Annotated in this window: 20 protein-coding genes and 1 tRNA gene; 17 read left to right on the top strand and 4 right to left on the bottom strand. The window is 38.8% G+C overall.

Annotated features, from left to right (window positions below; translation table 11 throughout):
- Positions 1 to 30: 30 nt before the first annotated feature.
- Positions 31 to 801: an SDR family oxidoreductase gene (locus C5L21_RS07875; RefSeq protein WP_085698757.1), complete on the top strand. Its 771-nt coding sequence runs from the start codon at positions 31 to 33 to the stop codon at positions 799 to 801.
- Between the two features lie 47 nt (positions 802 to 848).
- Here the strand turns inward: C5L21_RS07875 and C5L21_RS07870 are convergent, their stop codons facing one another.
- Entirely contained in the window at positions 849 to 2,591 is a 1,743-nt protein-coding gene (locus C5L21_RS07870) for an MFS transporter (RefSeq protein ID WP_085698759.1), read from the bottom strand.
- Between the two features lie 145 nt (positions 2,592 to 2,736).
- Between C5L21_RS07870 and C5L21_RS07865 the strand changes: the two genes are divergently transcribed.
- Positions 2,737 to 3,348, top strand: coding sequence for a TetR/AcrR family transcriptional regulator (locus C5L21_RS07865; RefSeq protein ID WP_004903216.1), 612 nt, complete (start codon positions 2,737 to 2,739; stop codon positions 3,346 to 3,348).
- Between the two features lie 28 nt (positions 3,349 to 3,376).
- Here C5L21_RS07865 and C5L21_RS07860 read toward each other — a convergent pair whose 3' ends face one another.
- Complete coding sequence (locus C5L21_RS07860) at positions 3,377 to 3,559, bottom strand: DUF3042 family protein (protein ID WP_004903213.1); 183 nt, start codon at positions 3,557 to 3,559, stop codon at positions 3,377 to 3,379.
- 85 nt (positions 3,560 to 3,644) lie between these two features.
- Between C5L21_RS07860 and C5L21_RS07855 the strand changes: the two genes are divergently transcribed.
- Together C5L21_RS07855 and miaA are read left to right on the top strand one after the other, a co-directional pair.
- Complete coding sequence (locus C5L21_RS07855) at positions 3,645 to 4,400, top strand: glycerophosphodiester phosphodiesterase family protein (RefSeq protein WP_085698761.1); 756 nt, start codon at positions 3,645 to 3,647, stop codon at positions 4,398 to 4,400.
- Positions 4,393 to 5,277 (top strand): tRNA (adenosine(37)-N6)-dimethylallyltransferase MiaA, encoded by an 885-nt coding sequence (gene miaA, locus C5L21_RS07850; protein ID WP_133286235.1) that lies wholly within the window; start codon positions 4,393 to 4,395, stop codon positions 5,275 to 5,277. Before C5L21_RS07855 ends, miaA begins: the two co-directional genes overlap by 8 nt.
- A gap of 79 nt (positions 5,278 to 5,356) precedes the next feature.
- Here the strand turns inward: miaA and C5L21_RS07845 are convergent, their stop codons facing one another.
- The gene (locus C5L21_RS07845) at positions 5,357 to 7,450 is read right to left on the bottom strand and encodes a cation:proton antiporter (RefSeq protein ID WP_004909096.1); all 2,094 of its coding nucleotides are present in this window, start codon (positions 7,448 to 7,450) and stop codon (positions 5,357 to 5,359) included.
- A 177-nt stretch (positions 7,451 to 7,627) separates the two neighbouring features.
- On the opposite strand from C5L21_RS07845, the gene C5L21_RS07840 reads away from it, so the two are divergent.
- The 3 genes from C5L21_RS07840 to C5L21_RS07830 all read left to right on the top strand — a co-directional run bounded on the left by C5L21_RS07840 (position 7,628) and on the right by C5L21_RS07830 (position 12,440).
- Positions 7,628 to 10,162, top strand: coding sequence for a M1 family metallopeptidase (locus C5L21_RS07840; RefSeq protein WP_085698765.1), 2,535 nt, complete (start codon positions 7,628 to 7,630; stop codon positions 10,160 to 10,162).
- A gap of 189 nt (positions 10,163 to 10,351) precedes the next feature.
- Positions 10,352 to 11,617, top strand: coding sequence for an MFS transporter (locus C5L21_RS07835; RefSeq protein ID WP_004909090.1), 1,266 nt, complete (start codon positions 10,352 to 10,354; stop codon positions 11,615 to 11,617).
- A 160-nt stretch (positions 11,618 to 11,777) separates the two neighbouring features.
- Positions 11,778 to 12,440, top strand: coding sequence for a YceI family protein (locus C5L21_RS07830; RefSeq protein WP_133286234.1), 663 nt, complete (start codon positions 11,778 to 11,780; stop codon positions 12,438 to 12,440).
- Positions 12,441 to 12,484: 44 nt separating this feature from the next.
- Here the strand turns inward: C5L21_RS07830 and C5L21_RS07825 are convergent, their stop codons facing one another.
- Positions 12,485 to 13,840, bottom strand: coding sequence for an HD domain-containing protein (locus tag C5L21_RS07825; RefSeq protein WP_004909086.1), 1,356 nt, complete (start codon positions 13,838 to 13,840; stop codon positions 12,485 to 12,487).
- A gap of 152 nt (positions 13,841 to 13,992) precedes the next feature.
- Between C5L21_RS07825 and C5L21_RS07820 the strand changes: the two genes are divergently transcribed.
- The 10 genes from C5L21_RS07820 to C5L21_RS07775 all read left to right on the top strand — a co-directional run bounded on the left by C5L21_RS07820 (position 13,993) and on the right by C5L21_RS07775 (position 22,875).
- Complete coding sequence (locus C5L21_RS07820; protein ID WP_012305070.1) at positions 13,993 to 14,442, top strand: YwiB family protein; 450 nt, start codon at positions 13,993 to 13,995, stop codon at positions 14,440 to 14,442.
- A 25-nt stretch (positions 14,443 to 14,467) separates the two neighbouring features.
- Positions 14,468 to 15,049 carry a DNA-directed RNA polymerase subunit delta gene (gene rpoE / locus C5L21_RS07815; RefSeq protein WP_004903195.1) on the top strand — a complete coding sequence of 194 codons (582 nt, stop codon included), beginning with the start codon at positions 14,468 to 14,470 and terminating at the stop codon, positions 15,047 to 15,049.
- A 161-nt stretch (positions 15,050 to 15,210) separates the two neighbouring features.
- Positions 15,211 to 15,284: transfer RNA gene (locus tag C5L21_RS07810), tRNA-Lys, on the top strand.
- 437 nt (positions 15,285 to 15,721) lie between these two features.
- Positions 15,722 to 17,104 carry an amino acid permease gene (locus tag C5L21_RS07805; RefSeq protein WP_004903194.1) on the top strand — a complete coding sequence of 461 codons (1,383 nt, stop codon included), beginning with the start codon at positions 15,722 to 15,724 and terminating at the stop codon, positions 17,102 to 17,104.
- Between the two features lie 107 nt (positions 17,105 to 17,211).
- The gene (gene plsX / locus C5L21_RS07800; RefSeq protein ID WP_004903191.1) at positions 17,212 to 18,258 is read left to right on the top strand and encodes a phosphate acyltransferase PlsX; all 1,047 of its coding nucleotides are present in this window, start codon (positions 17,212 to 17,214) and stop codon (positions 18,256 to 18,258) included.
- 54 nt (positions 18,259 to 18,312) lie between these two features.
- Positions 18,313 to 18,564, top strand: a complete 252-nt coding sequence (locus C5L21_RS07795; protein WP_004903188.1) for an acyl carrier protein — start codon at positions 18,313 to 18,315, stop codon at positions 18,562 to 18,564.
- A gap of 366 nt (positions 18,565 to 18,930) precedes the next feature.
- Positions 18,931 to 19,413: a GAF domain-containing protein gene (locus C5L21_RS07790; RefSeq protein WP_004903187.1), complete on the top strand. Its 483-nt coding sequence runs from the start codon at positions 18,931 to 18,933 to the stop codon at positions 19,411 to 19,413.
- A gap of 49 nt (positions 19,414 to 19,462) precedes the next feature.
- Complete coding sequence (locus C5L21_RS07785; RefSeq protein ID WP_223245998.1) at positions 19,463 to 20,806, top strand: dihydrolipoyl dehydrogenase family protein; 1,344 nt, start codon at positions 19,463 to 19,465, stop codon at positions 20,804 to 20,806.
- Between the two features lie 102 nt (positions 20,807 to 20,908).
- On the top strand, positions 20,909 to 22,423 hold the full coding sequence (locus C5L21_RS07780; protein ID WP_085698769.1) for an ABC transporter permease/substrate-binding protein: 1,515 nt from the start codon (positions 20,909 to 20,911) through the stop codon (positions 22,421 to 22,423).
- A complete protein-coding gene (locus C5L21_RS07775) occupies positions 22,420 to 22,875 on the top strand; it encodes a SprT family protein (protein ID WP_133286233.1) in 456 nt (151 codons plus the stop codon). The genes C5L21_RS07780 and C5L21_RS07775 overlap by 4 nt, the downstream gene beginning before the upstream one ends.
- Positions 22,876 to 22,913 lie beyond the last annotated feature (38 nt).

The raw sequence follows: 22,913 nt of genomic DNA, 5'->3' as shown, positions 1-22,913 counted from the left end.
AATAATCAGTAAACATCATGGAGGCTTGAAATGACAACGATTCCTGAATTATTTGATTTAACAGGTCGAGCTGCGATTGTCACAGGTGGGGCATCAGGACTTGGTCAATACTATGCGCAGGCTTTGATTGGTGCTGGCGCCGATGTTTTTGTGGTTAGCCGTTCCGAAAAAGGTTGGCAGGAACTCCGGCAGTTTGCAGCACAACATGGGCGACAAGTTGTGTTTATGACACAAGATTTAACTGCTGAACAAGCCGCTATTAATGTCATTACTGAATTTAAAAAGCATTTTGAATCGTTAGACATTTTGATTAATAATGCAGGTGTTCAAATTCGCAACGATATCGTGAGTTATCGGGATGAAGATTGGCAAAAAGTGATTGATATTAATCTTAATGCACTGTATTATTTGTCACATGAAGCCTCTAAAGTGATGATTACACAAAAATCTGGGAAAATTATCAACATTGGCTCCATGCAATCGTTTCGAGCTGGAAAATATATTTATCCCTATGCAGCTAGCAAACATGCTGTCGTTGGTTTAACCAAAGCTTATGCAGACGCGCTGGCGCCTTATGGCATACAGGTCAATGCGTTAGCACCAGGTTATATCGACACAGATATGACGAAAGCTTTGCAGGCAGATGAAACACGCAATACAGAGATTCTTAATCATATTCCAGCTGAACACTGGGCACAACCGTCGGAACTAATGGGGACGATAGTCTATCTCGCTAGTTCAGCTTCTAATTATGTCATTGGCGCAACGATTCCTGTTGATGGCGGCTACTTATTACGTTAAAAAAAAGAGACCACCTGTTGAGGGTCTCTTTTTTAGTGACGTCATGGTTAACGTTTAGGCTGCATTTTTTTAAATACAAACAATAGCAATAACGATAAGATTGGAACAATAATCATGACCTGATAAACAGACATAAAGGCTTGTCTTGATTCAATAATGAAGTGGTCTTTAATGTGACTAATCGTTGTATTAAGCTGGTTTTTTGTCTGCTGGATGTCTTGTTCAATACGAGGCAGTGCAACATTTGATACTTTTTGGTAAATGATATGTTTAACAGGTTCAGGTATATTATCGATGTTTGTATGCAACTGTGTAGCGGCTAATTGTAACTGCTTTTGATAAGCTGTATCTAGTGCTTGGTGCTTAATTTTAGTTGTGTCAACAGATATAGACATAGTGTTGTTGTTTGCACGATTACTTTGTGAATCATTAGGACTTAATTTTTGGTCAACTTTAGTAAGCATTTTGTTTTTAAGTGCCTGCTGAATATCTAGTGTTTGAATCTGCTGATGTGCATAGGTGATAGTGTTTTGTTTTGCAGTGTTGATGTTGGTGGATAAAACTGAAGTAAATAGGGCAATGGCAATGATAAAACCAACTTGGCGTAAAATATTTGCCACACTCTGTGAATCAGTCAAGGCACGCCCATGAAAATCAGAAGCCACCAGAATGTTAGCTGTCGCAGCAACTAAACCATAGCCAATACCCAGTAAAATGTCTGCAATAATGAGACGGTGATAGCCCTGTGATAAATTCAAATGCGCAATTAATAAATAACTACCAGCAATAATGATAAAACCCAAACCAATTAGTATTTTTTGATTGATTCTTTTGATTAGTAAAGATGTCATAATGACCGTTAGCATCACTGAAACAGAATAAGGTGTGATTAATAGCGCGGCATTCAGCTCCGTTTCACCTTGAACTTTGGTTAATAAAGTTGGTATTAGAATGACCATACCACCAAGCAAATAATTTGAGAGTAATAGGGCAATGCCTGACGCTGTAAAGTTCCTGTTTTTGAAGAGAGATAAATTAATCATTGGTGATGGTGTGTGAAGCTCTTGTACAATAAATAAAATAAAAGTTAAGCCGGAAACAATAAACATCGTCACAATGGTTAATGAAGTCCAGCCCCAATCGTTTGCTTTAATCAAACCAAGTGACAGTGTTGTCAAGAAAATACAGCTAAGGCTGGCACCGAGCCAATCAATTTTTACAGCACGTCGTGTTTCGCGGCGAATATTTAGTACGAAAGGATAGATAACTAGTAATACGATAATAAATGGTAAGTTAATATAAAAAACCCATCGCCAATCCAGATATTGTGCCACAAAACCGCCCACTGCTGGGCCAAGCGCAACTGCTAGACCTTGAGACCCAGCCAATGCAGCCACAACTTTATTGCGGTTATCTGCATTGCTCAAGTCTAGAGCGATAACCATACTTGTTGGAATGATGATTGCTGCGCCAATACTTTGAATCCCACGTGCAACAAGCATAAAGGCCAAATTTGGTGCCAGACCAGTCATCAGCGATCCAAAACCAAAGGTCATCAGACCAAGAAACACGATACGATGTTGTCCCCAGCGCTCAGCTAAGCGGCCAAAAGGGATAATTAGTGCCGCAAAAACAATCGTATAGACGTTTACAGTCCAAGAAAGATCAGATAGACTGACGCTAAAGGCTGTTTGTATTTCTGGAATAACGATAGTCATAATCGAGACATCCATCATACATAAAATATTACCTACCAATAAAATTGGTAATACATATTTAAGTTTGTTCATTTGCAATGCTCCTTAACTTTGTTAAACTTAAAGTGTCTCACGTGCGACATCTCTAAACAAAGTATAAAATTGATAATAATAAATTACTAGTCAATTAATTGAAGTGGCACATTGAAGAATGAATCGTGACAAGGAGTAGAACAAAATGGATGGACATCAAAAACTAGCTTTACAGTCTAAACAATGGCTATTAGAAGCCTTGTTTGAATTACTAAAAAATCAAACATTTCAAACGATATCCGTTACAGCTATTGCTGATAAAGCAGGTGTTTCCAGACGCACTTTTTATCGTTTGTATAAGGATAAGTACGACCTGCTGGATTATTATTCAGATCAATGTGTGCAACGCTATGTGAGTCAATTAAATGCACAAAATGGCCGACAAATGAGTTTTGAAGACATTGTTAACTTATTTCTGAATTTTTGGTGGCAAGATCGGCAGGTGGTAAAAATATTAATTGATAGGGGTATGTTTCATGTAATTTCCACACGTTTGAGCAGTCACTCGGGTAAACTGTACACAAAGTACAGTGCCCCTTGGCATATTGAGGGAACCCCACAAGAAATTAATTTTGTCACAGCTTTTTCTTTTGGTGGTTTGTGGCAATTATTAGAAACATGGTTGGCTAGTGATGAACCGGTTATGCCAGAACAGGTCGCCAAAACACTGATTGCTTCTATGCAGCGTTTGGGGGATGTTGGTAACTTTACAGCTTACATGACTCAAGATGAGACTAAAAAACCTTTCCAAAAATGAGCTTGGAAAGGTTTTGAATGATGAAAGATTAAAAACGAGATTGATGTGCAGCAATACTACGACGAATAGCTTGTTTTGATACTTCGTCATGATGTTCTTCAGCTTTTTGCGCAGGCTTAATTACTGTTTGACGATAACTGATTGCGGAAGCTGCTGCAACAAGAGCTGAACCAATAATACCAACGATAACGCCTGATTTAAATGACTTCATAATTTGCACTCTTTTCTTAAGTTTTTCTAAAGTCTATTATCAACTATTTTGTTATATTTGTAAATGAGTTTAGTATAATTAAATTATGACAAGACAGACACAAATTATTGCACACCGAGGTTATCGCGTTGTTGCACCAGAAAATACAATACCAGCTTTTGAAGCTGCACTTGCTTATCATCCCGATATGCTTGAAACAGATGTTCATCGTACCAAAGATGGTCATTTAGTCATTATTCATGACGAAAAAGTCGACCGCACAACGGATGGCACTGGTTTGGTACAGGACCTCACGTTGTCAGAGATTAAGCAATTAAATGCCGGTGAGTATAAAATGCCTAAAATGAATGATGTCAAAGTGCCCACTTTGGCAGAATTATTGTGTTTTTTGCGTGATCAACAATTTGATAAAACATTGTTACTAGAAATTAAAACAGACCATATCAACTACTCAGGGATTGAAAAAGAAATTTTAGATATGATAGCCAGTTTTCAGCCTGAGTATCGCATTATTTACCAAAGTTTCAACCTTGAAACACTCAAAATAATACGTCGCTTAGATGAGCATGCAGAAATTGCAGCATTAGTCTACTGGCCAACACCAAAAGTTTATTGGTTAAAGTGGCGGGGAGTATTTGATTACATACATGCCGATATCCGTATATTAAAACAGAAACCAACAGTTTTTTGGCGATCTAACTGGCATTTAAGGGCTTGGACTGTCGATAAGGAAAAAGATATGCGCCGGGTTTATCGCGCTGGTCTACGGGGTATTATTACTAATCAATTGGCATTGGCAACAAGATTACGTGAAGAAATTCAAGGAGACAAAAATGACTAAAATTGTTGTCATCGCAGGACCGACAGCTTCTGGGAAAAGTGATTTAGCGATTAGTGTGGCGCAGCGCTTTAATGGCGAAATTGTCTCGGCTGATGCCATGCAGATTTATCGTGGTTTAGATATTGGTACTGCTAAAGTTACTAAAGCAGAACGAGAACTTGTGCCACACCATTTGATTGACATTGTCGATATGACCGATAAATTTTCAGTGGCTGAATTTGTCACACGTGCTGACCAAGTGATTAATGATATTGCCAAGCGCGGTAAATTACCAGTTATTGCTGGTGGCACAGGATTTTACGTTAAAGCATTACTTGGCCAGCAACCACTAGATTTTGTTGCGAGTGATGAAGCAGAAGTGGCATTGTTAAAACAAAAGTCATTACCAGCATTGGTGACAATGCTTAAAGCAGCTGATGCGATACTAGCATCACGTGTCGATTTAAATAATAAACAACGCGTGATTCGAGCGATACAAATTGCGAGCCATGGTAAGCGGCAAGAAGATATTTCGCGGCCAACTTACGATGCTTTGATTGTCGGAATCGATTGGCCACGAGAGATTTTATATGAACGTATTAATCGTCGTGCTCAAAAAATGTTGGATGATGGTTTGCTATCTGAAGTTGAGCATATCATGTCAGTCGGTGGTGAATCAATTCAAGCGGGGAAAGCCATTGGCTATAAAGAATTTTTTCCTTATATCCGGGGTGAAGTTACACGAGAGCAAGCGCTGTTAGCCGTGCAGCAGGATTCTAGACGCTACGCGAAACGCCAGTTGACTTATCTCAGGCATCAAATTCCTGGTTTGATTTGGTTACATGGGACTGATGCGGCGACAAAGTTGACAAGCGAAGTAAAAGCCTGGCTAGATTAAGTAAACATGTAGTATAAATGAAGTCTCAGTAATCATCAGCATATATAAAAAGCACTCCGACAAAAAGTTGGGGTGCTTTTTACTGGTCGCCAAGCCCTTCTAGTTGCTCGGCTTGTTGCAGCTGGAGGGTTTGAGCTTGGTTAATCTCGGTATAGAGCAGACTAGCCATAGTAGCCGGAATCTTGCCTTGTTTAACTTGGTCTTGAATAAAATTATACTCCGCTTGAAAAGCTTCAATATAAACTGTGCTAGCAATCACAGGCGTGTTTTTGCTGTAGTCGCGTCGAATGAGTGTGAAATAGCGATCTAAATCACGTCGCACAAAATCGATATGCTGATTTTCGGTATGATTATTGGCAATGTTATTAGCTAATACATCATCTAAATAATGATCTACTGCATTAATGACTTCGTCATTGAGAGCTAATAGACCACTTTTCATATCTGCCCATTGTTGTTGTTTATCAGCGTGTTGCGTTAACCATTTTTGGCGTGCCAATTGCTTTTGTTTTTTAGTAAACTGCCGATGGCCAAGATGCCACGTAGTATGTTTTAAAGACTTGGCCAGACGATGTGTGATTCTTTTTAGCAGGCGCATACGACCCAATGATAGTCGTTGATGGTTAGCATCAAAACGTGTGATAATTTTTTGGTAAGCATTGATAACTTCTACTTGATAATGAGTGGTCACCTGGTCACTATGAAGGTAATCAGAAATAAAGTTTTGGGTATCAGTTAATAGCGACTGATAATTATTTTTGATAGTTTCACGGTCTGTTATTTGATGCCAGCCTTTTTGTGACTGAAGCTGCGCGGTTACAATTTCACGCTGGTCATGATCTGAAATGATCCGTCGCATTTGTAACGTTGCAAAATCAACCATATCATTTCGTGTTTGATTCAACTCATCAGGTGTGTAACTAGTCACTTGTGCTGGTAACATAAGTGGGAGGGCAATAGCACTAATAATCATACTAATTAGAATGACTGCTGTTGCGACAATAATTAATTGCTCGCGGTAGGGAAACGGTTGGTGGCCAATATGTGTAGGTAAGGAGAAAGCCATAGCGAGCGTCACTGTACCATGCACACCACTGATGGCAAAGACACGAGAATAAAAATTATGTTGTGGGGCATGTCGGGGACCAAAAAAGTGTTCGGAACTTTTATTGTCTTCATATCTTGCCCAAATAAAGCGAACAATGAACATCGTGAGATAAATTAAACTTGCTAAACCAATGAGTTGTATGGTGACATTGAGGCCAATTCTAGCGATTTCGTGAAACACAGTTGGTAGAGAAATACCAAGAATCAAGAAAACGATGCTGTTTAATATGTTTGAAAATGTTTGCCAAACTGTTGTCTGGGTTAATTGAACATTGGTGGAAGTTAATTTTAGCTTGCTTGATTCCCAATTGTGTACAATTCCTGTGGCCACGACTGCTAAAATACCAGATGTATGCCATGTTTCTGCCATGAAATAAACGGCGAAAGGTGTGAGCAAACTAATTGGAATAATTGTTGTTTCCGGTTGCGCCATTCTAAAAGCGATACTACTACGCAACCAAACTAGTATAAAGCCACTTAAAATACCAATTATAACACCGCCAATAGCGACAAATAAAAAGTGCATTAACCCAGTAGTCAATGAAAAAGCACCTTTTTGTAAGACAGAGAGTGCTAAATCTAACATCACTAAACCGGTGGCATCATTAAACAAAGACTCAAGTTCCAATGCCTCATTCACGCCCTCAGGCATTTGGGTGTCAGAAGTAAGTGATTTGACAGCTACTGCATCAGTAGGCACCACAATGGCAGCTAAAGCAATAGCTAATGGCAATGACCAGCTCGATTCAAGCCAATTCGCTAATACACCGACTGCTGCAGCTGAAGCGACGGCCAACACAACAGATAACAACAGAATAATACTGAAGCGCTGTCTGATTTTTTTGAAAGATTGTTGTTGACCATCCAAAAACATTAGTGGGGCGATGACAGCAAGCATGAAAAACTCTGGTTCGAGTTCGAAGTGATTAAATATACGCGTAAAAGATAGTAGCACGCCGACAACAATCAAAATAAAAGCTTCTGGTATTTTAGGTATGAATTGTTTAATGATATTTGTACCGATTACACCAATAACCAGTAATGATAACGTATAAAGTGCGCTCATGGGGTCCTTCTCTGTGACAATAATATTAATAATAACTATGACGTATTATAACAAAAAAACGATAGTAAATTGATGATATCCTAGTAATTTCGAAAATTATTTCGAAGATTTGCTTACTCGTTTGTCAATGGGGAAAAGTGTATAATAAAATTATTCTAACAAAAACTAGGAGAAAACATGGCAGAATTCACACGATTTTACAATAATTTCCAACCGCAACATTATGATATTTATCTAGATATTGATCGACAGAATAAACAGTTTAATGGGCAAACAACCATCTTGGGCAATGCCACAGTGCCGGAAATAGCACTTCATCAAAAGAATTTAGTCATTACAGCAGTGAAGGTAGATGGTCAAACAATCACCTATAAAATTGACTCTGCGCAGGACGCCCTACATCTTGTTTTACCAAAAACAGGGACCGTAAAGATTGATATTATTTATCATGCGACACTAACAGATACTATGATGGGTATTTATCCATCATATTATGACATCAATGGGCGTAAACAGCAGATTATTGGGACGCAATTTGAGACCAATTTTGCTCGTCAGGCGTTTCCAAGTATTGATGAACCCGAGGCAAAAGCCACATTCGACTTAGCACTAAAATTTGATGAGCAGCCTGGTGAAACAGTTTTGGCTAACATGCCGGAGAAACGGGTTGATAACGGGGTTCATTATTTTGATACAACCGTTCGCATGTCAACTTATCTTGTCGCTTTTGCATTTGGTGAATTACAGCATTTAGAAACAACAACAGCAAGTGGCGTTAAAGTAGGTGTGTATGCTACAAAAGCACATCCGGTTAAAAATCTCAATTTTGCGCTTGATATTGCGAAACGATCAATTGAGTTTTTTGAGACGTTTTATCATACGCCATATCCATTGCCTCAGTCGAATCAATTAGCTTTGCCTGATTTTTCTGCAGGCGCCATGGAAAACTGGGGTTTAGTCACCTATCGTGAGGCCTATTTGTTACTTGATCCTGATAATACAGCTTTACCTACGAAACAAGTCGTAGCAACTGTTATAGCGCATGAATTGGCACACCAGTGGTTTGGTGATCTGGTAACCATGAAATGGTGGGACGATTTATGGCTAAATGAAAGTTTTGCTAATATGATGGAATATGTTGCGATTGATGCTCTGGCGCCTGACTGGCATATTTGGGAAACTTTCCAATCATCTGACGTGCCAGCGGCTTTAAGGCGTGATGCGACAGACGGAGTACAACCTGTTCATGTTCAGGTTAATCATCCAGATGAAATTGATGCGTTATTTGATCCGGCCATAGTTTATGCTAAAGGCGCGCGTATGTTGGTCATGGTACGTGCGTTAATTGGCGATGAAGCATTACGGCAGGGATTGAAGGCATACTTTGCTGCACATCAGTATGGTAATGCAACGGGGGCAGACCTTTGGCGAGCCTTAGGAGAGGCTTCAGGACAAGATGTTTCAGCCATTATGGGCTCTTGGCTGGAGCAACCAGGTTATCCTGTCATCACTGCTGAAGTCATTGATGGACAACTAAAGTTATCACAAAAACAGTTCTTTATTGGGGATGGACAATCGGAATCGCGCTTATGGCAAGTCCCTTTAACTAGCAATTATGCTGATATACCAACATTATTATCGGAACCATCTATTAATGTTGGTGACTACCAGTCATTACGACAAGCAGCAGGTGTGCCTTTCCGCTTAAATATTGGCAATAACGCGCACGTTGTTGTTTCTTACGATGAGACATTATTAAAAGACATTTTAGCGTATGATAATCAGCTCGACGCGATTAGTCAGTTACAGTTATTGCAGGATTGGCGATTGTTATCGGAAGCAAACCAAATGTCTTATGCGAAAGTTGTGCCATTATTAAAGAAGTTTGGCGATAGTCATTCAGATATCGTCAATAATGCTTTGTATCGTTTAGCTAGTGGTTTAAAGCAGTTTGTGGCACCGGATAGTGATACGGAGAAAAATTTAAAGCAGCTTTATCATCAACTAAGTCAGGACCAGTTTGAACGATTAGGCTGGGCACCCACTATACCTAATGAACCAGTGGCTGACCAGTTAACGCGACCATATATATTGTCAGCAGCATTGTATGCAGATAATAAAGTAGCCATTGCACAAGCACATGAAATTTTTATGGCTAATCAGGAAGATTTAATGGCTTTAACGGCTGACACAAGGGCTTTTGTTTTGTTAAATGAAGTAACAAACTACGGTAAGACGCAGTTGATTGACCAACTTTTGTCTCATTATGTGGCTGCAACTGATGCCAGTTATAAGCAAGATTTACGTTTAGCGCTGACAAGTACACAGGATCACGACATGATTAGAAAAATAATAAAGGAGTTTAAAAATGCCGATGTGATCAAGCCGCAAGATTTGCGTGGTTGGTTTGCTGGTCTATTAAATAATTCCCGTGGTGAACGGTTGGCTTGGGACTGGATAAGAAAAGAATGGTCTTGGTTGGAGGCAACGGTTGGTGGTGACATGGAGTTTACTTCGTTTATTACTGTCATTGCTAATATATTGAAAACACCTGAAAGACTTGATGAGTTTAATAATTTCTTTACACCAAAGTTATCGCAACCAGCATTAACACGTGAAATTACAATGGATAGACGTGTGATTGAAACGCGTGTGACGTTAGTTGAAAATGAGAAAAAACAAGTTATAGATGCTATTCGCGACAATATTTAATTAAAAAACAGACTGCTAGCGGTCTGTTTTTTAATGGAGAATTAATATACTTTTACAGATGATTGGTCTTTAGGTTTTGGTTATTATTTATGTTAAACGTTTGATTGCTTAACGTTTGATTTTATGGTTTAATGATTATCAGACAAAATAACGGTTGCCAGTGAACAACCATTTTGGAGGAAAAATTAAATGTCTATCAGTCAGTTCAGTAGTAATGCCGATGAGGCAGTCTCTAATAAAATGACGCCAGATCAAAAAGTAGTACTTGGATCAACAACGCTTGGATTTACACTCGACCATATGGATGCAACATTCTTATCATTTGCGTTGGCACCCATGATTGCTGAATTACATATTAGTGGTGCACAGGGTGGTATTATTGCTGCCATGTCAAACTGGGGCGCACTTATTGGTAGTGTTTTATTTGGTATATTGGCTGATCGCATTGGTCGTGTCCGTGTGCTATCTTATACTATTATATTAGTGACATTTGCAACTGTCATACTTGCTTTCTTAGATAATGCGCATACAATCTATGCCTCACGTTTCCTACTTGGTATGGGAACAGGCGGTGAGTACGGTGTGAGTATGGCATTAATTGCCGAAAGTTTTAAAGCCAATAAAGTCGGACGTATTAGTTCTATTACTGCCATAGGTGGTCAGGTTGGAGCTATATTGGCCGCCATATTGGCGACAATGATTATGCCAGCATTTGGCTGGCGAGGCTTATTCATGATAGGTTTCTTGCCTTTAATTGTTGTTTATATTGTACGTCGGCATATGAAGGAAACACCAGAATTTGAGCAATTAAAATCTGATTATCAGTCAGGAAAAAAGAAATTCAGTTTTGCTTATATTGCTAACACACCAAAACGTGCTTACACATCATTTGTACTTATTATCATGCTAACCATTCAAACAGCAGGTTACTATGGCTTGATGAATTGGTTACCAACAATTATGCGTAAGCAACTGGGAATTACAGCTACCGTGACGGCAGGCTATGTTAACCTAGGCATGATTCCGATTATTATTGGTATGGCTATTGGCATGCTAACATTTGGGACTATTTTAGATAAGATCGGTCCTCGAATTGCGTTTACCATCTTTTTGATTGCTTCAGCACTCATGATCTACGCGTTTACATTTGCTTATAATATGTGGACATTAACCATTTTGGGAGCAGTTGTTGGGTTCTTCTCTAATGGTATGTATGGTGGTTTTGGGGCAGTTATCAGTCGGCTTTATCCCTCTGAAATTAGAGCGACCGCTGCTAATACTCTAATGGGATCAGGCCGTGCTATTGGCGCTTTCTCATCTGTTGTCATTGGTTGGATTATGGATCATTATAGCGTATCTGCAGTATTAATGAGTTTAGCTGCAATGTATGTCATTAGTTTAGTATTTATGCTGACTATTCCCGACTTTAAAAAATTAGGAACACTACACAAATAATATATTTAACCTTAGGAAAGACGATTACTTTGTTGACAAGCAAAGTAATCGTCTTTTTTATCTACAACACTGATTATTTGTAAGCAAAAAAACTGCCAGTCTGGTCATAATATAGTATGATTAAGAGAAGAACAGGTCTAAAAATGAATAGGAGTGGCCTATGAAAAATAAACTTTTAGTGGTTATAATCCTTGTCGTTGTGATAGGCGGTATTGGGGCAGTTATTGGACCAAAAATTTATCGTGATTATTTTGTTAAAAAGGCAGATAAATCACCTGAAAGTAAAATTTCTGATAATCAGGATACAGTAAAAGTCGCTGATCTAGCTGGCGAATGGCATGTTGGGGATGGTAGCTATGCGGGTTATCGTGTCAATGAAGTATTAAATGGCACAAATGTCACAGTGACTGGTAGAACGAAAAAAGTATCGGGAAATATTGTCGTTAAGAATAAGACACTGGAATCTGCCACAATTAACTTAAAAGTAGCTGATATTAAGACTGATGCTTCGAAACGTGATGACTATTTTCGAACTAAAGCGTTAGAAACGTCAAAATATCCGGATGCGACTTTCGTATTAAGTCAGCCAGTGAAATTGGATAAAGGGGCTGCCACTTATAATGTGACCGGCACGATGATGATACATGGCGTGAAAAAAACACTGACGATACCGATTAAAACAGGCTATCACAACCAACGCGTACAATTGGCTAGTAGCATACCTGTGACTTTTAAAGATTTTAATGTTAATGCCCCAAGTTTAGGCTTTGTAAAAGTTGAGGATCATGGCAAGGTTGAGGTATTTCTCTCACTCACAAAATAAAAACACATGAATGATTTCATGTGTTTTTATAATGATATTGATGATTAACTTTCCGGATTAGGTGTTGTCAAGGCATTGTTATGAATATAACTCCTAAAAGTTTTGAATGTATCAGCGAATAGCTCATCAGGTTCAATATTGAGCATATCTTTTGGAAAAAAGAAACGCTTATCAAAAGAGACTTGACCTTTAATTGCGGCAACTAGAGGTGATAATTCAGATAGTTCACGATGCGTCCCATCACCAAGAAGAAAGTCAATTTGGGTACGAGGTTTTGCCACATTGGGCTTATAGTCATCATATGGTAAATCATACGCATCATTGCGGGCAGTGTAATAAGCAGGATTATAACCAGCGTAGGCAACAAGTTTTTCTAGGTCCTCTAATAATGGGGCTGTGTTGTCGTCAATAACGATTGATTTTAGTGGTTTACGATCTAAGAAACGACGAGAAAGATCAGACAAAATAGCATCTGGATGGTTTCGCCACATATTAATGTAAGTCATAAAGACATGATCGTCTAATTTCAGATAATCTGCTACTGATAAAGATTCTCCACTAAATAGTGGCTGTAGTAGTGGCCCAACAAAATCACGTTCGCTGTCATGCGCATTTAGGTAGAGTTCTCGCGCACGGTGCAATAAATGCTCTAACAGTACTTCCATACCGCGAGAAACTGGATGGAAATAAACTTGTAAATACATTTGGTAACGACTGACAACGTAATCTTCAACCGCGTGCATGCCAGCAATATCAAACGCTATGCCAGTTACTGTTGGCTTCATTGTACGCAATATGCGGTCAATATCGAATTCGCCATATTTTGTGCCAGTGAAGTAAGCATCGCGCAATAGGTAATCCATGCGATCAACGTCTAATTGACTAGAAATCAGTTGGACAACTTGCGGATTGGGGTAGGTTTTGGCGATGACACTAGCCACTTTATTTGGAAAATCAGGTGAGACTTGTGATAGTATTTGATTGATTTCTGTGTCGCCGGTAATAATGGCGCGTGTCATAGCTTCGTGATCAGTGTTAAATAAATGTTCAAATGTATGAGAAAAAGCACCGTGACCAATGTCATGTAACAAAGCGGCAGATAACGTTAGTAATCGTTCATCTGCTTGCCAAAGACCGTCATTAGCTTCTTTTGAAGCGTAGTATTGCTCAAAATGTTCTGTGATACGTCTTGCAATTTCATAAGCACCAACCGAATGACCAAACCGTGAATGTTCAGCGCCATGAAAAACACTACCGGTAATGCCAAGTTGTTGCACACGTCGTAAGCGCTGAAATTCTGTGGTATTAATGAGATCTAATATGACGCGGTCTTGGATATGAACAAAGTTGTGAATAGGATCACGAAGCACTTTTTCATTTAATAATTTTTCTGATAACATAAGCTGCCCTTTTAGTCTTTATTATATTATAATAGATTGTTAAACAAAATAATAATAAAAGTTGTATTCGTGCTAATTTTTACAAAGAAATAATAAAATAACATATGGTTATAGTACGAAAAAATAATTGATTTACTAATATTGAGGACAGAATGCCAGATACTGAAAAAAAAATTGTCATGATTCGCTTGAAAACAACCGTAAAGCAAAATGATGACACAGAAACGTTTGAATTTAATATCGGTGGCGAGTTACTAATTAAGCAACACGCTATTTTTTTGCGCTATACGGAGATCATAGCCGATCAGTCACCTACGCAAGTCCTATTTAAATTTGAAAAAGATGCTGTAAGGTTGCATCGTGTTGGTGACAGTACCACCAAATTAACATTTGCATTGGCACAACGGTTACCAGCTTATTATCAGACACCAGCTGGCCAGATGCAATTAATGACTGACACCAAAATGATGACTGTAGATGTTGACTTGACGCAAACACAAGGGACTCTCGCATTGAGTTATCAGTTGTATGCACATGATACAATTGTTGGTGAGTATGATATTCAGTTGCAATTTGCTGATAAATCTAGTAAACTTAATTAGTTAGAAACTCGAAAGGACGTGCACTATGGCACTCACACAATTAGGCAATCACCCAAAAGAAGAATTAGCATTGGTTGAAATTGCAACTGCAATTTTATCAGAACATAAGACGGTTATGCCATTTAGCTCATTAGTTGAAGAAATTCAAGACTTTTTGGCAGTTGATGCAGAGACGTTCCAGTCACGCCTCTCGCAATTTTATACGGATTTAAATACAGATGGTTCATTTATCTCATTAGGTAATAATGAATGGGGCTTGCGTGCTTGGTATCCTGTTGATGCAATTGATGAATCTATTCATGAAATCGATGATGATGACGACGCACCAAAGCGTAAAAAGGCCGCTAAAAAAGTTAATGTGTTTGCAGACTCAGCGGCTGACGATGACGTTATTGACTATAACGATGATGATCCTGAAGATGAAGATTTCGGTGAAGTTACCGAAGAAGAAACAGATGTTGATGTTGATGATTCTGAAGTCGAGGTTGAAGACGACGAAGAAGAAGAAATTGCTGTTGGTGACGACGAAACAATCGACGATAATCTAACAGAATTAACTGGAACCAATGATTTAGATGATTTAAGTGATGGCGACATTGAAAAGTAAACCATAAAAAACACCATGAAAGTGGTGTTTTTTATTTGCTGTAATAGTTGGTGTATCAGCACTTTGAGGAACTATTAAAAAGATAATTAAAAAATTTTTGAAAAAGGGTTGCTTTTTTTCATGAAACTCTGTAATATATATAAATGTGCTAAGGCATGTTTGCTCCTTTAACTCAGTTGGTTAGAGTAGGGGATTTTTAATCCCAAGGTCCTCGGTTCGAGTCCGAGAGGGAGCACTGATATAACTATCAGGAGACCTTTGGGATATTCCATAAAAAGCAAGTAACTTCAAAGTTACTTGCTTTTTTATTGTAATGAAAAAAGTATTTGCAAAAATACAAAAACCATAGTATTATTGTTACAAGCGTTGAGACGGACGATTAGTTATGTTTACTTTTAAAGAGACACCACGGTTGCTGAAAGTGGTGAAAGTAGCTGACGAAAAACTACCGTTGAAGCATATTGTGATTAGGTTATGTACTGAAAGCAATGTCGGTGTAATTGGTCGTTAACCTAATTATCGTAAGATGGGCGTTCCAGAATGTCCAAAATTGGGTTGGTACCGCGCAAAAGCGCCCCTAGAACATCATAATATGTTCTAGGGGCGCTTTTTTTTGACGCTGGCATTTAACACATTGGTTTTTATTTGAATGAATATGGCAAGGGAGTACGTATGGCAGGAAAAAATAATGGTGGCTTAAATAGAGATTTGTCATCCAATCAAATGCAGATGATCGCCTTAGGCGGAACGATTGGTGTTGGTTTATTTATGGGGTCTTCCTCAACAATTAAGTGGACAGGGGTTTCTGTTGTTTTAGCCTATGCTTTAGCTGGCGTTGTGCTTTATCTCGTCATGCGTGCATTGGGAGAAATGTTATACGTTGATCCAACGGTTGGTTCTTTTGCCAATTATGCTACAAAATACATTCATCCATTAGCCGGATACTTGACTGTGTGGTCAAATGTCTTCCAGTGGTTGACCGTTGGTGTGTCAGAAACAATTGCGGTTGGTCTATATCTCAACTATTGGTTCCCAGGTGTGCCTAATTGGGTTACTGGGATTGTTGTTTTGGGGACCTTGACATTAGCTAATATGACAACGGTTAAAGCTTACGGTAACATGGAGTCATGGTTCTCAATGATTAAGGTGGTCACAATTATCTTAATGATCATTTTGGGCTTAATGGTTATTCTACTTGGCTTTGGTAATGGTTGGCATCCCATTGGCTTTTCAAACTTATGGTCACATGGACCATTCTTTGCTGGTGGTTTTAATGGCTTCATGTTCGCTTTATCGATTGTGATGACGTCCTATCAAGGTATTGAAATTATTGGTATTACCGCCGGAGAAACTGAAAATCCTAAACATGCGATTGTTGCAGCAATTCGATCAATTGTTGCTCGTATCTTGATATTTTATATTGGGGCAATTTTTGTTATTGTGACGATTTATCCATGGAATAAGTTGGATCAGCTTGGTTCACCCTTTGTAGAAACGTTCTCACGCGTAGGGATTACAGCAGCAGCTGGTATTATTAATTTCGTCATGTTGACGGCTGCTATGTCAGCTCTAAATTCGGGGATCTTTAGTTCTAGCCGTATGTTATACACATTAGCTCTGAATAAAGAATTGTCACCAAAATTTTTGAAATTATCAAAGCATCGTGTGCCGACTTTACCGGTTTTGGCCATGTCGGGTGGAATTCTAATTGGTATTATACTTAATGCTTTATTGCCGTTATTTTGGCATGGTAGTTCAAGTATTTTCGTATTAGTCTATTCTGCTAGTACATTGCCTGGTATGATTCCGTGGTTTGTCATTTTATGGTGTCAAATTAAATTCAGACATGATAATAAACATCATATGGCTGATCATCCGTTTAAGATGCCACTAGCACCATTTACAAATTATTTTGCGATAATCATGTTACTGGTGACTTTGGCTTATATGGTTGTCAATCCTGCAACAAGGATACCTTTGTTTATAGGCTTGGGCTTCTTGATTATTATGTCGATTGTATTTTTCTTAACACGTAAGCATCATCAAGCGAAATAGTGTGAATAGTCGACGTTGTAACGGAATAAATGATAGAATAGAGAACAGATTAATAATTTGGAGGATATCTCTAGCTCGAGTAATAGTAGCTAGTAGATTTTAAATATATGAAAATAGCAGTAGATGCGATGGGTGGTGATTTTGCACCACTTGAAATCGTTAAAGGGATTGAAATAGCACGTGATCGTTACGATGATATTGATTTTCAACTCTATGGGACCGCCTCTGAAGTGAAACCACTCGTGACTAATTGGGAACGTATTGAACTCATACCCACCACTGAAGTGATCGAAATGGGTGACGAACCAGTTAAGGCTATGCGCCGTAAAAAAGATTCTTCGATGGTACGCGCTGCGCTTGCTGTTAAAGAAGGGCACGCTGATGCATTATTTAGTGCAGGTAATACAGGTGCGTTACTATCAAGTGCCATCTTTTTGGTAGGACGTATTAAAGGTGTAGATCGACCTGCATTGGCAACGGCGCTACCTAGCTTTGAAGGTGAACACGATCAGTTCGTCTTCATGGATTTGGGTGCTAACGCAGATAGTAAACCAGCACACTTATATCAATATGGTATTTTAGGCAGTTTTTACGCTTCTCATGTGTTAGGCATCCAATCACCCACAGTTCGGTTGCTTAATAATGGTGCAGAAGAAGATAAAGGCGATGAAGTGCATAAAGTAGCGCATCAATTAATGAAAAATGCGCCATCGTTTAACTTTTTAGGCAATATTGAAGCACGTGAATTATTGGAAGGCACTGCTGACGTTGTTGTGGCTGATGGTTTTTCTGGTAATGCTGCTTTGAAGGCAACCGAAGGCACTGCTTTGATGATGCTTAAGCAAATCAAAGCAGCAATTATGGATTCAGGTACGCGCGGTAAAATGGGCGGTGCGTTGCTAAAGCCAGCTTTCAAATCGATTCAAAAGAAATTAGACTATAATGAGGCTGGCGGCGCTGTTATATTAGGCGTTAAGGCGCCAGTGGTTAAGACGCATGGTTCGGCTAAAGCGACAGCAGTTGCGAATACAATGGGACAAATTAAGACAATGATTGATCAGCATTTGGTCAGTGATATTCAAAATTATATTGATACACATACAGAAGAATTACAAGCCGGTAAGGAAGCGCTTAATGCGCAAATAAACGCTTAAATATGTGGTATACTATTTTGGAGTTAATGATTGAATGATATTGGAGATCACATAATGGCTATGGAAAAAGACGCTATTTATAATATGATGGCAGACGAAATTGCGCAACGATTTAATGTTAACCGAGATGCAATTACCCCGGACTTGAATTTTTTAACAGATATTGATGCTGATTCAATTGATTTTGTGGAATTAGTGTTAGAAGTCGAAGACATGTTTAATGTCAGTATTTCTGATGAAGATGCTGAAAGCCTTGTTACCTTGCAACAAACTGTTGACTATATTGTAACGCATCAAACAACCTAAAAAGGTTGTTTGACACTTACTAAACGTTAGTGTATACTAAAGCTCAAGTTAATCAAATAAATGTTGAGAAGCGTTGCACGAGTGAGTTGCTAAGAGAGCTGTGTTTGGTGAAAACAGTCAAGTTGTTTGTGTGAAGATGAACTCATGTAACATGTAACCTGGTGAAAGCTAGTGATCCGGTAGAAACCGTTATCTTTCTGAGGTAAATTTTTAGATTGTTAGGCTAAAAATTTGCGTCTTAAGATAACCAGTTTTGTGGTTATGAACATGGGTGGTACCACGCTAAGCGTCCCTGCGTAAATTTTTTATGCAGGGATGCTTTTTCATTTTTTTGATAATAATAGATAACTGTTGAGGTGAATTACAATGTTAGAAGAACAAAATAGAGTACCTTTGATTTCACAACTATTAGAGACCTGGATTCAAGGTGAAGTAAGTCAAAATTATCAACTCGCTAATTATTCAAATGCAGCTGCAATTCTATTTCAAAATATGAAGCAGTTAAATTGGGTTGGTTTCTATCTTTATGATGAAGAATCCGATAAATTAGTTGTGGGACCGTTTTTGGGTAAACCAGCCGTGGCACTTATTTCGCCAGAGTCAGGGGTTGTAGGCAAAGCTTTTTCTGCTCAGAAAACGATTATCGTTTCAGATGTTCATAGTTTTTCAGGTCATATTGTTTGTGATCCTGAATCTAAGTCAGAGATTGTGGTGCCAATCATAACGAGAGATGGTAAACGCCTTGGTGTTTTAGACATTGACTCGCCTGAGCTGAATCGCTTTACCCTAGAAGATCAAGTAAGTTTGGAGCATTTTGTCCAGACTTTGTTAGAATATGTGTATAAGTAAAATGTGATAGTACCTTGCGTTTTATCAGGAATGAAAGTGACGGGGTAAGATGATGACTATTAAAAAATATGATGTAGGTATTATTGGTTCTGGGCCAGCTGGTTTAGCAGCCGCGCAAGATTTAAAAAAAGCAGGTAAGTCAGTTGTTGTCATCGAAAAATATCTTTGGGGTGGAACATGTCCAAACTATGGTTGCGATCCTAAAAAATTACTACTGGCTGCTGTGGAAGCCAAAGAAAGTGTTACTTTCTTAGCCGATAAGGGTGTTAAAGGACACAACGCAATTGATTGGTCGGCATTAATGGCGCATAAAACTCAATTTACATCAAAAGTATCAGAAAGCACATTGGCTTCTTTAGCAACAAATGAGATTGATCATGCTTTTGGTCAAGCGCAATTTGTGAATCATAATACAGTTAAAATTGGGGCAACAGATACTACTATCAAGGCGACCGACTGGGTTATTGCCGTTGGTCAACGGCCAGCAAAATTGACTGTACCGGGTGCTGATTTGGCGATTGATTCTGAAGCATTTTTGAGCCTAGCCACAATGCCAAAGGCCATTGCCATTATTGGTGGGGGCTATATTGCATTTGAATTTGCGGCCATAGCAGCAGGCGCAGGTGCCGAGGTACATTTGATTGTGCACAATCAAAGACCTTTGAAGCAATTCAACGAAGAACTTGTCAAGCGCTTAGTCAATGCACTCGAAAAACGCGGGGTAATTATTCACTACAATATGCAAGTTAGTGCCATCAGTCAAGACAATCATGATTTTGTTGTTCATAGCAACCAGAATAGTGGTATAAAAGTCGGAAAAGTTATCAGTGCTGTCGGTAGACTCAGTAATGCAGATACGTTAGCCTTAAATCACGCGGGTGTGATGTATGAGCATTCTGGCGTGAGAGTAAATCAGTATCTCAGAACAACCAATCCTCATATTTATGCTGTTGGAGATGTCGCTAACTCTGGTGTTGCAAAGCTTACGCCTGTAGGTGCTTACGAAGGGCGTTATGTAGCTAAGGTAATTGTTAACGCTCAGCAATCACCAATTAATTATCCTGCCATACCAGTTGTTGTCTATGGCACACCTAAGTTAGCTCAAGTTGGTGTAACGCTTGAACAAGCTGAAAACCAGCCAAATCTTACTAGTCACAGTTTAGATATGACAAATTGGTTTAGCTATTATCGTATGGGCGAACCAGTTGTTCATGCTAAAATAATCCTTGATGATGCTGGGGTTATTGTTGGTGCGACTGTAATTGGCACACATGCTGATGAATTAATTAACTATCTCACATCAGCAATTAACCAAAAAGCAAATTATCAAGACGTAACCAATCATATTTATGCTTACCCGACAATCGCCTCTGATTTACCTTACTTCTTTTAATCATTTTGTGGTGTAACGTTCATTTGCTTTTGCGTCATCGCTTTTTTATCTGTACAATGGGCTCTATACAATAAATTATGGATGAAGAAAGGACAGTAAAATATGTGGCATACATTGATTACGCGTCACAGTGAGTTTCTGGCAGCCTTGTGGCAGCATATTCAATTAACAGTCGTTGCAATTATTATTGCCTCTCTAATTGCCATTCCGCTTGCGGTTTGGTCAGAAAAACACCGGCGTTATGCAGAATGGCTTTTACAGATTACCGGCGTATTTCAGACATTACCGTCTTTAGCTGTCTTGGGACTATTAATACCACTAGTTGGCATTGGTACACCGGCGGCACTTATCGCGCTAATCATTTATGCGCTACTGCCAATTTTTCAAAATACTTATCTGGGTTTAAGCGGTGTACCACAAGATACCTTAAACGCAGGAAAGGCACTCGGATTATCCAGACGTCGTGTATTAAGATTGATTCAAATTCCTTTGGCTATGCCCAACATTATAGCTGGAATTCGTACAGCAACAGTGCTAATTATCGGAACCGCTACTTTGGCTTCCCTGATTGGCGCAGGTGGCTTAGGTGATTTTATTCTACTTGGCATCGATCGCAATAATACTGACTTGATTTTGATTGGTGCGATTGCTTCGGCAATTTTAGCAATATTAGGCGGTCAACTCATCAATTGGCTGTTTCGCCTGCGAGGTTGGCTACGTCGTATCACCTTATCCTTGTTGCTTATTTTGTTTATTGGTGGCAGTGTTGTGCCATTACTGCCAGATAAGTCAGCACCGCAGACTATCACGGTTGCTGGTAAGCTTGGATCCGAACCAGAAATTTTAATTAATATGTATGCACAGTTAATTAAAGCAGAACAACCTAATACTAAGGTTATTTTAAAGCCAAGCTTTGGTGTGACAACATTTTTATATCAAGCATTAAAAAGTAATAAAATTGACATTTACCCTGAATTTACAGGCACAGTAACAGCTTCTCTTGCTAAAAACCCTGTTAAGTTACCGATTGGCGCTGATGCACAAACTACTTATAATGCTGCACAAAAAGTAGCGAAACAACAAGGTCTTCTGTTAACCAAACCAATGCGTTTTAATGATACTTATGCTATTGCGGTGACACAAAAAGCTGCTCAAAAATACGGGCTGAATAGTATCGGCGATTTGACTAAGTTACCAAATGCCAAAGCAGGTATGACGGCAGAATTTTTAGATCGCTCTGATGGCATGCCTGGGGTTGAAAAAATGTATGGGTTAAAAATGCCAACAGTTAGTTTGGATCCAGCATTACGTTACCAAGCAATTAACCAAGATCAAGTCAATGTTGTTGATGCTTATGCTACTGATTCACAATTGGTGGCCTACAAATTAAAAGTGCTTACCGACGACAAACACTTTTTCCCATTTTATCAGGGTGCCGCTTTGATGAAGTCTGAGTTTGCAAGTCGCAATCCACATATTATTAAAGCCCTAAATCGCTTAGATAATCGAATTTCTAATACCGATATGCAGAAAATGAACTATGCGGTTAATGTTAAGCATGAGAGCGCGTCAAAAGTTGCTAAAGCATACTTGGTTGCGCATGGCCTATTGAAATGATGACAGAAATAGAATTACAAAATTTAGTGAAACAAGTGTCCATCAGTTATTTTAACCTGACATTTCAACACAAGGCGTCCTTTAATCGTCGTTTAAAAACTACGGGCGGACGTTATTTACTACAAACTCATAACTTGGAATTTAATCCTAGCATGTCTGATCTACCAGAATTTATCGGTATCATTAAGCATGAGCTGGTACACTATCATTTACACATAGCAAACAAAGGTTATCAACATCGTGATTTAGATTTTAAACAGTTGCTACAGCGTGTTGCAGGCTTAAGATACGCGCCAAAACTATCAGATAGCAAAAAGCATTATCGTTTATGGTTGTATCGTTGTCAAAATCAACACTCAGTTTATCGACAACGTCGCTTTAATACGGCAAACTACCGTTGTGCAAAATGTGGTGAGCGATTTAATTTTATTGGCCAAGTTAATCACGAATAAATTGGCTAGTTTAGGTATAATGTAATTAATGACAGTTG

It is taken from the genome of Leuconostoc citreum, assembly GCF_004354555.1.
Lineage (GTDB): Bacteria > Bacillota > Bacilli > Lactobacillales > Lactobacillaceae > Leuconostoc > Leuconostoc citreum.
The sequence above is the reverse complement of the archived record's forward strand: the minus strand, read 5'-3'. Positions and strand labels throughout refer to the sequence as shown.

Coding starts and splice junctions, on each gene's coding strand:
- C5L21_RS07875 (WP_085698757.1), top strand. CDS start 31: ATGACAACGATTCCTGAATTATTTGATTTAACAGGTCGAGCTGCGATT.
- C5L21_RS07870 (WP_085698759.1), bottom strand. CDS start 2,591: ATGAACAAACTTAAATATGTATTACCAATTTTATTGGTAGGTAATATT.
- C5L21_RS07865 (WP_004903216.1), top strand. CDS start 2,737: ATGGATGGACATCAAAAACTAGCTTTACAGTCTAAACAATGGCTATTA.
- C5L21_RS07860 (WP_004903213.1), bottom strand. CDS start 3,559: ATGAAGTCATTTAAATCAGGCGTTATCGTTGGTATTATTGGTTCAGCT.
- C5L21_RS07855 (WP_085698761.1), top strand. CDS start 3,645: ATGACAAGACAGACACAAATTATTGCACACCGAGGTTATCGCGTTGTT.
- miaA (WP_133286235.1), top strand. CDS start 4,393: ATGACTAAAATTGTTGTCATCGCAGGACCGACAGCTTCTGGGAAAAGT.
- C5L21_RS07845 (WP_004909096.1), bottom strand. CDS start 7,450: ATGAGCGCACTTTATACGTTATCATTACTGGTTATTGGTGTAATCGGT.
- C5L21_RS07840 (WP_085698765.1), top strand. CDS start 7,628: ATGGCAGAATTCACACGATTTTACAATAATTTCCAACCGCAACATTAT.
- C5L21_RS07835 (WP_004909090.1), top strand. CDS start 10,352: ATGTCTATCAGTCAGTTCAGTAGTAATGCCGATGAGGCAGTCTCTAAT.
- C5L21_RS07830 (WP_133286234.1), top strand. CDS start 11,778: ATGAAAAATAAACTTTTAGTGGTTATAATCCTTGTCGTTGTGATAGGC.
- C5L21_RS07825 (WP_004909086.1), bottom strand. CDS start 13,840: ATGTTATCAGAAAAATTATTAAATGAAAAAGTGCTTCGTGATCCTATT.
- C5L21_RS07820 (WP_012305070.1), top strand. CDS start 13,993: ATGCCAGATACTGAAAAAAAAATTGTCATGATTCGCTTGAAAACAACC.
- rpoE (WP_004903195.1), top strand. CDS start 14,468: ATGGCACTCACACAATTAGGCAATCACCCAAAAGAAGAATTAGCATTG.
- C5L21_RS07805 (WP_004903194.1), top strand. CDS start 15,722: ATGGCAGGAAAAAATAATGGTGGCTTAAATAGAGATTTGTCATCCAAT.
- plsX (WP_004903191.1), top strand. CDS start 17,212: ATGAAAATAGCAGTAGATGCGATGGGTGGTGATTTTGCACCACTTGAA.
- C5L21_RS07795 (WP_004903188.1), top strand. CDS start 18,313: ATGGCTATGGAAAAAGACGCTATTTATAATATGATGGCAGACGAAATT.
- C5L21_RS07790 (WP_004903187.1), top strand. CDS start 18,931: ATGTTAGAAGAACAAAATAGAGTACCTTTGATTTCACAACTATTAGAG.
- C5L21_RS07785 (WP_223245998.1), top strand. CDS start 19,463: ATGATGACTATTAAAAAATATGATGTAGGTATTATTGGTTCTGGGCCA.
- C5L21_RS07780 (WP_085698769.1), top strand. CDS start 20,909: ATGTGGCATACATTGATTACGCGTCACAGTGAGTTTCTGGCAGCCTTG.
- C5L21_RS07775 (WP_133286233.1), top strand. CDS start 22,420: ATGATGACAGAAATAGAATTACAAAATTTAGTGAAACAAGTGTCCATC.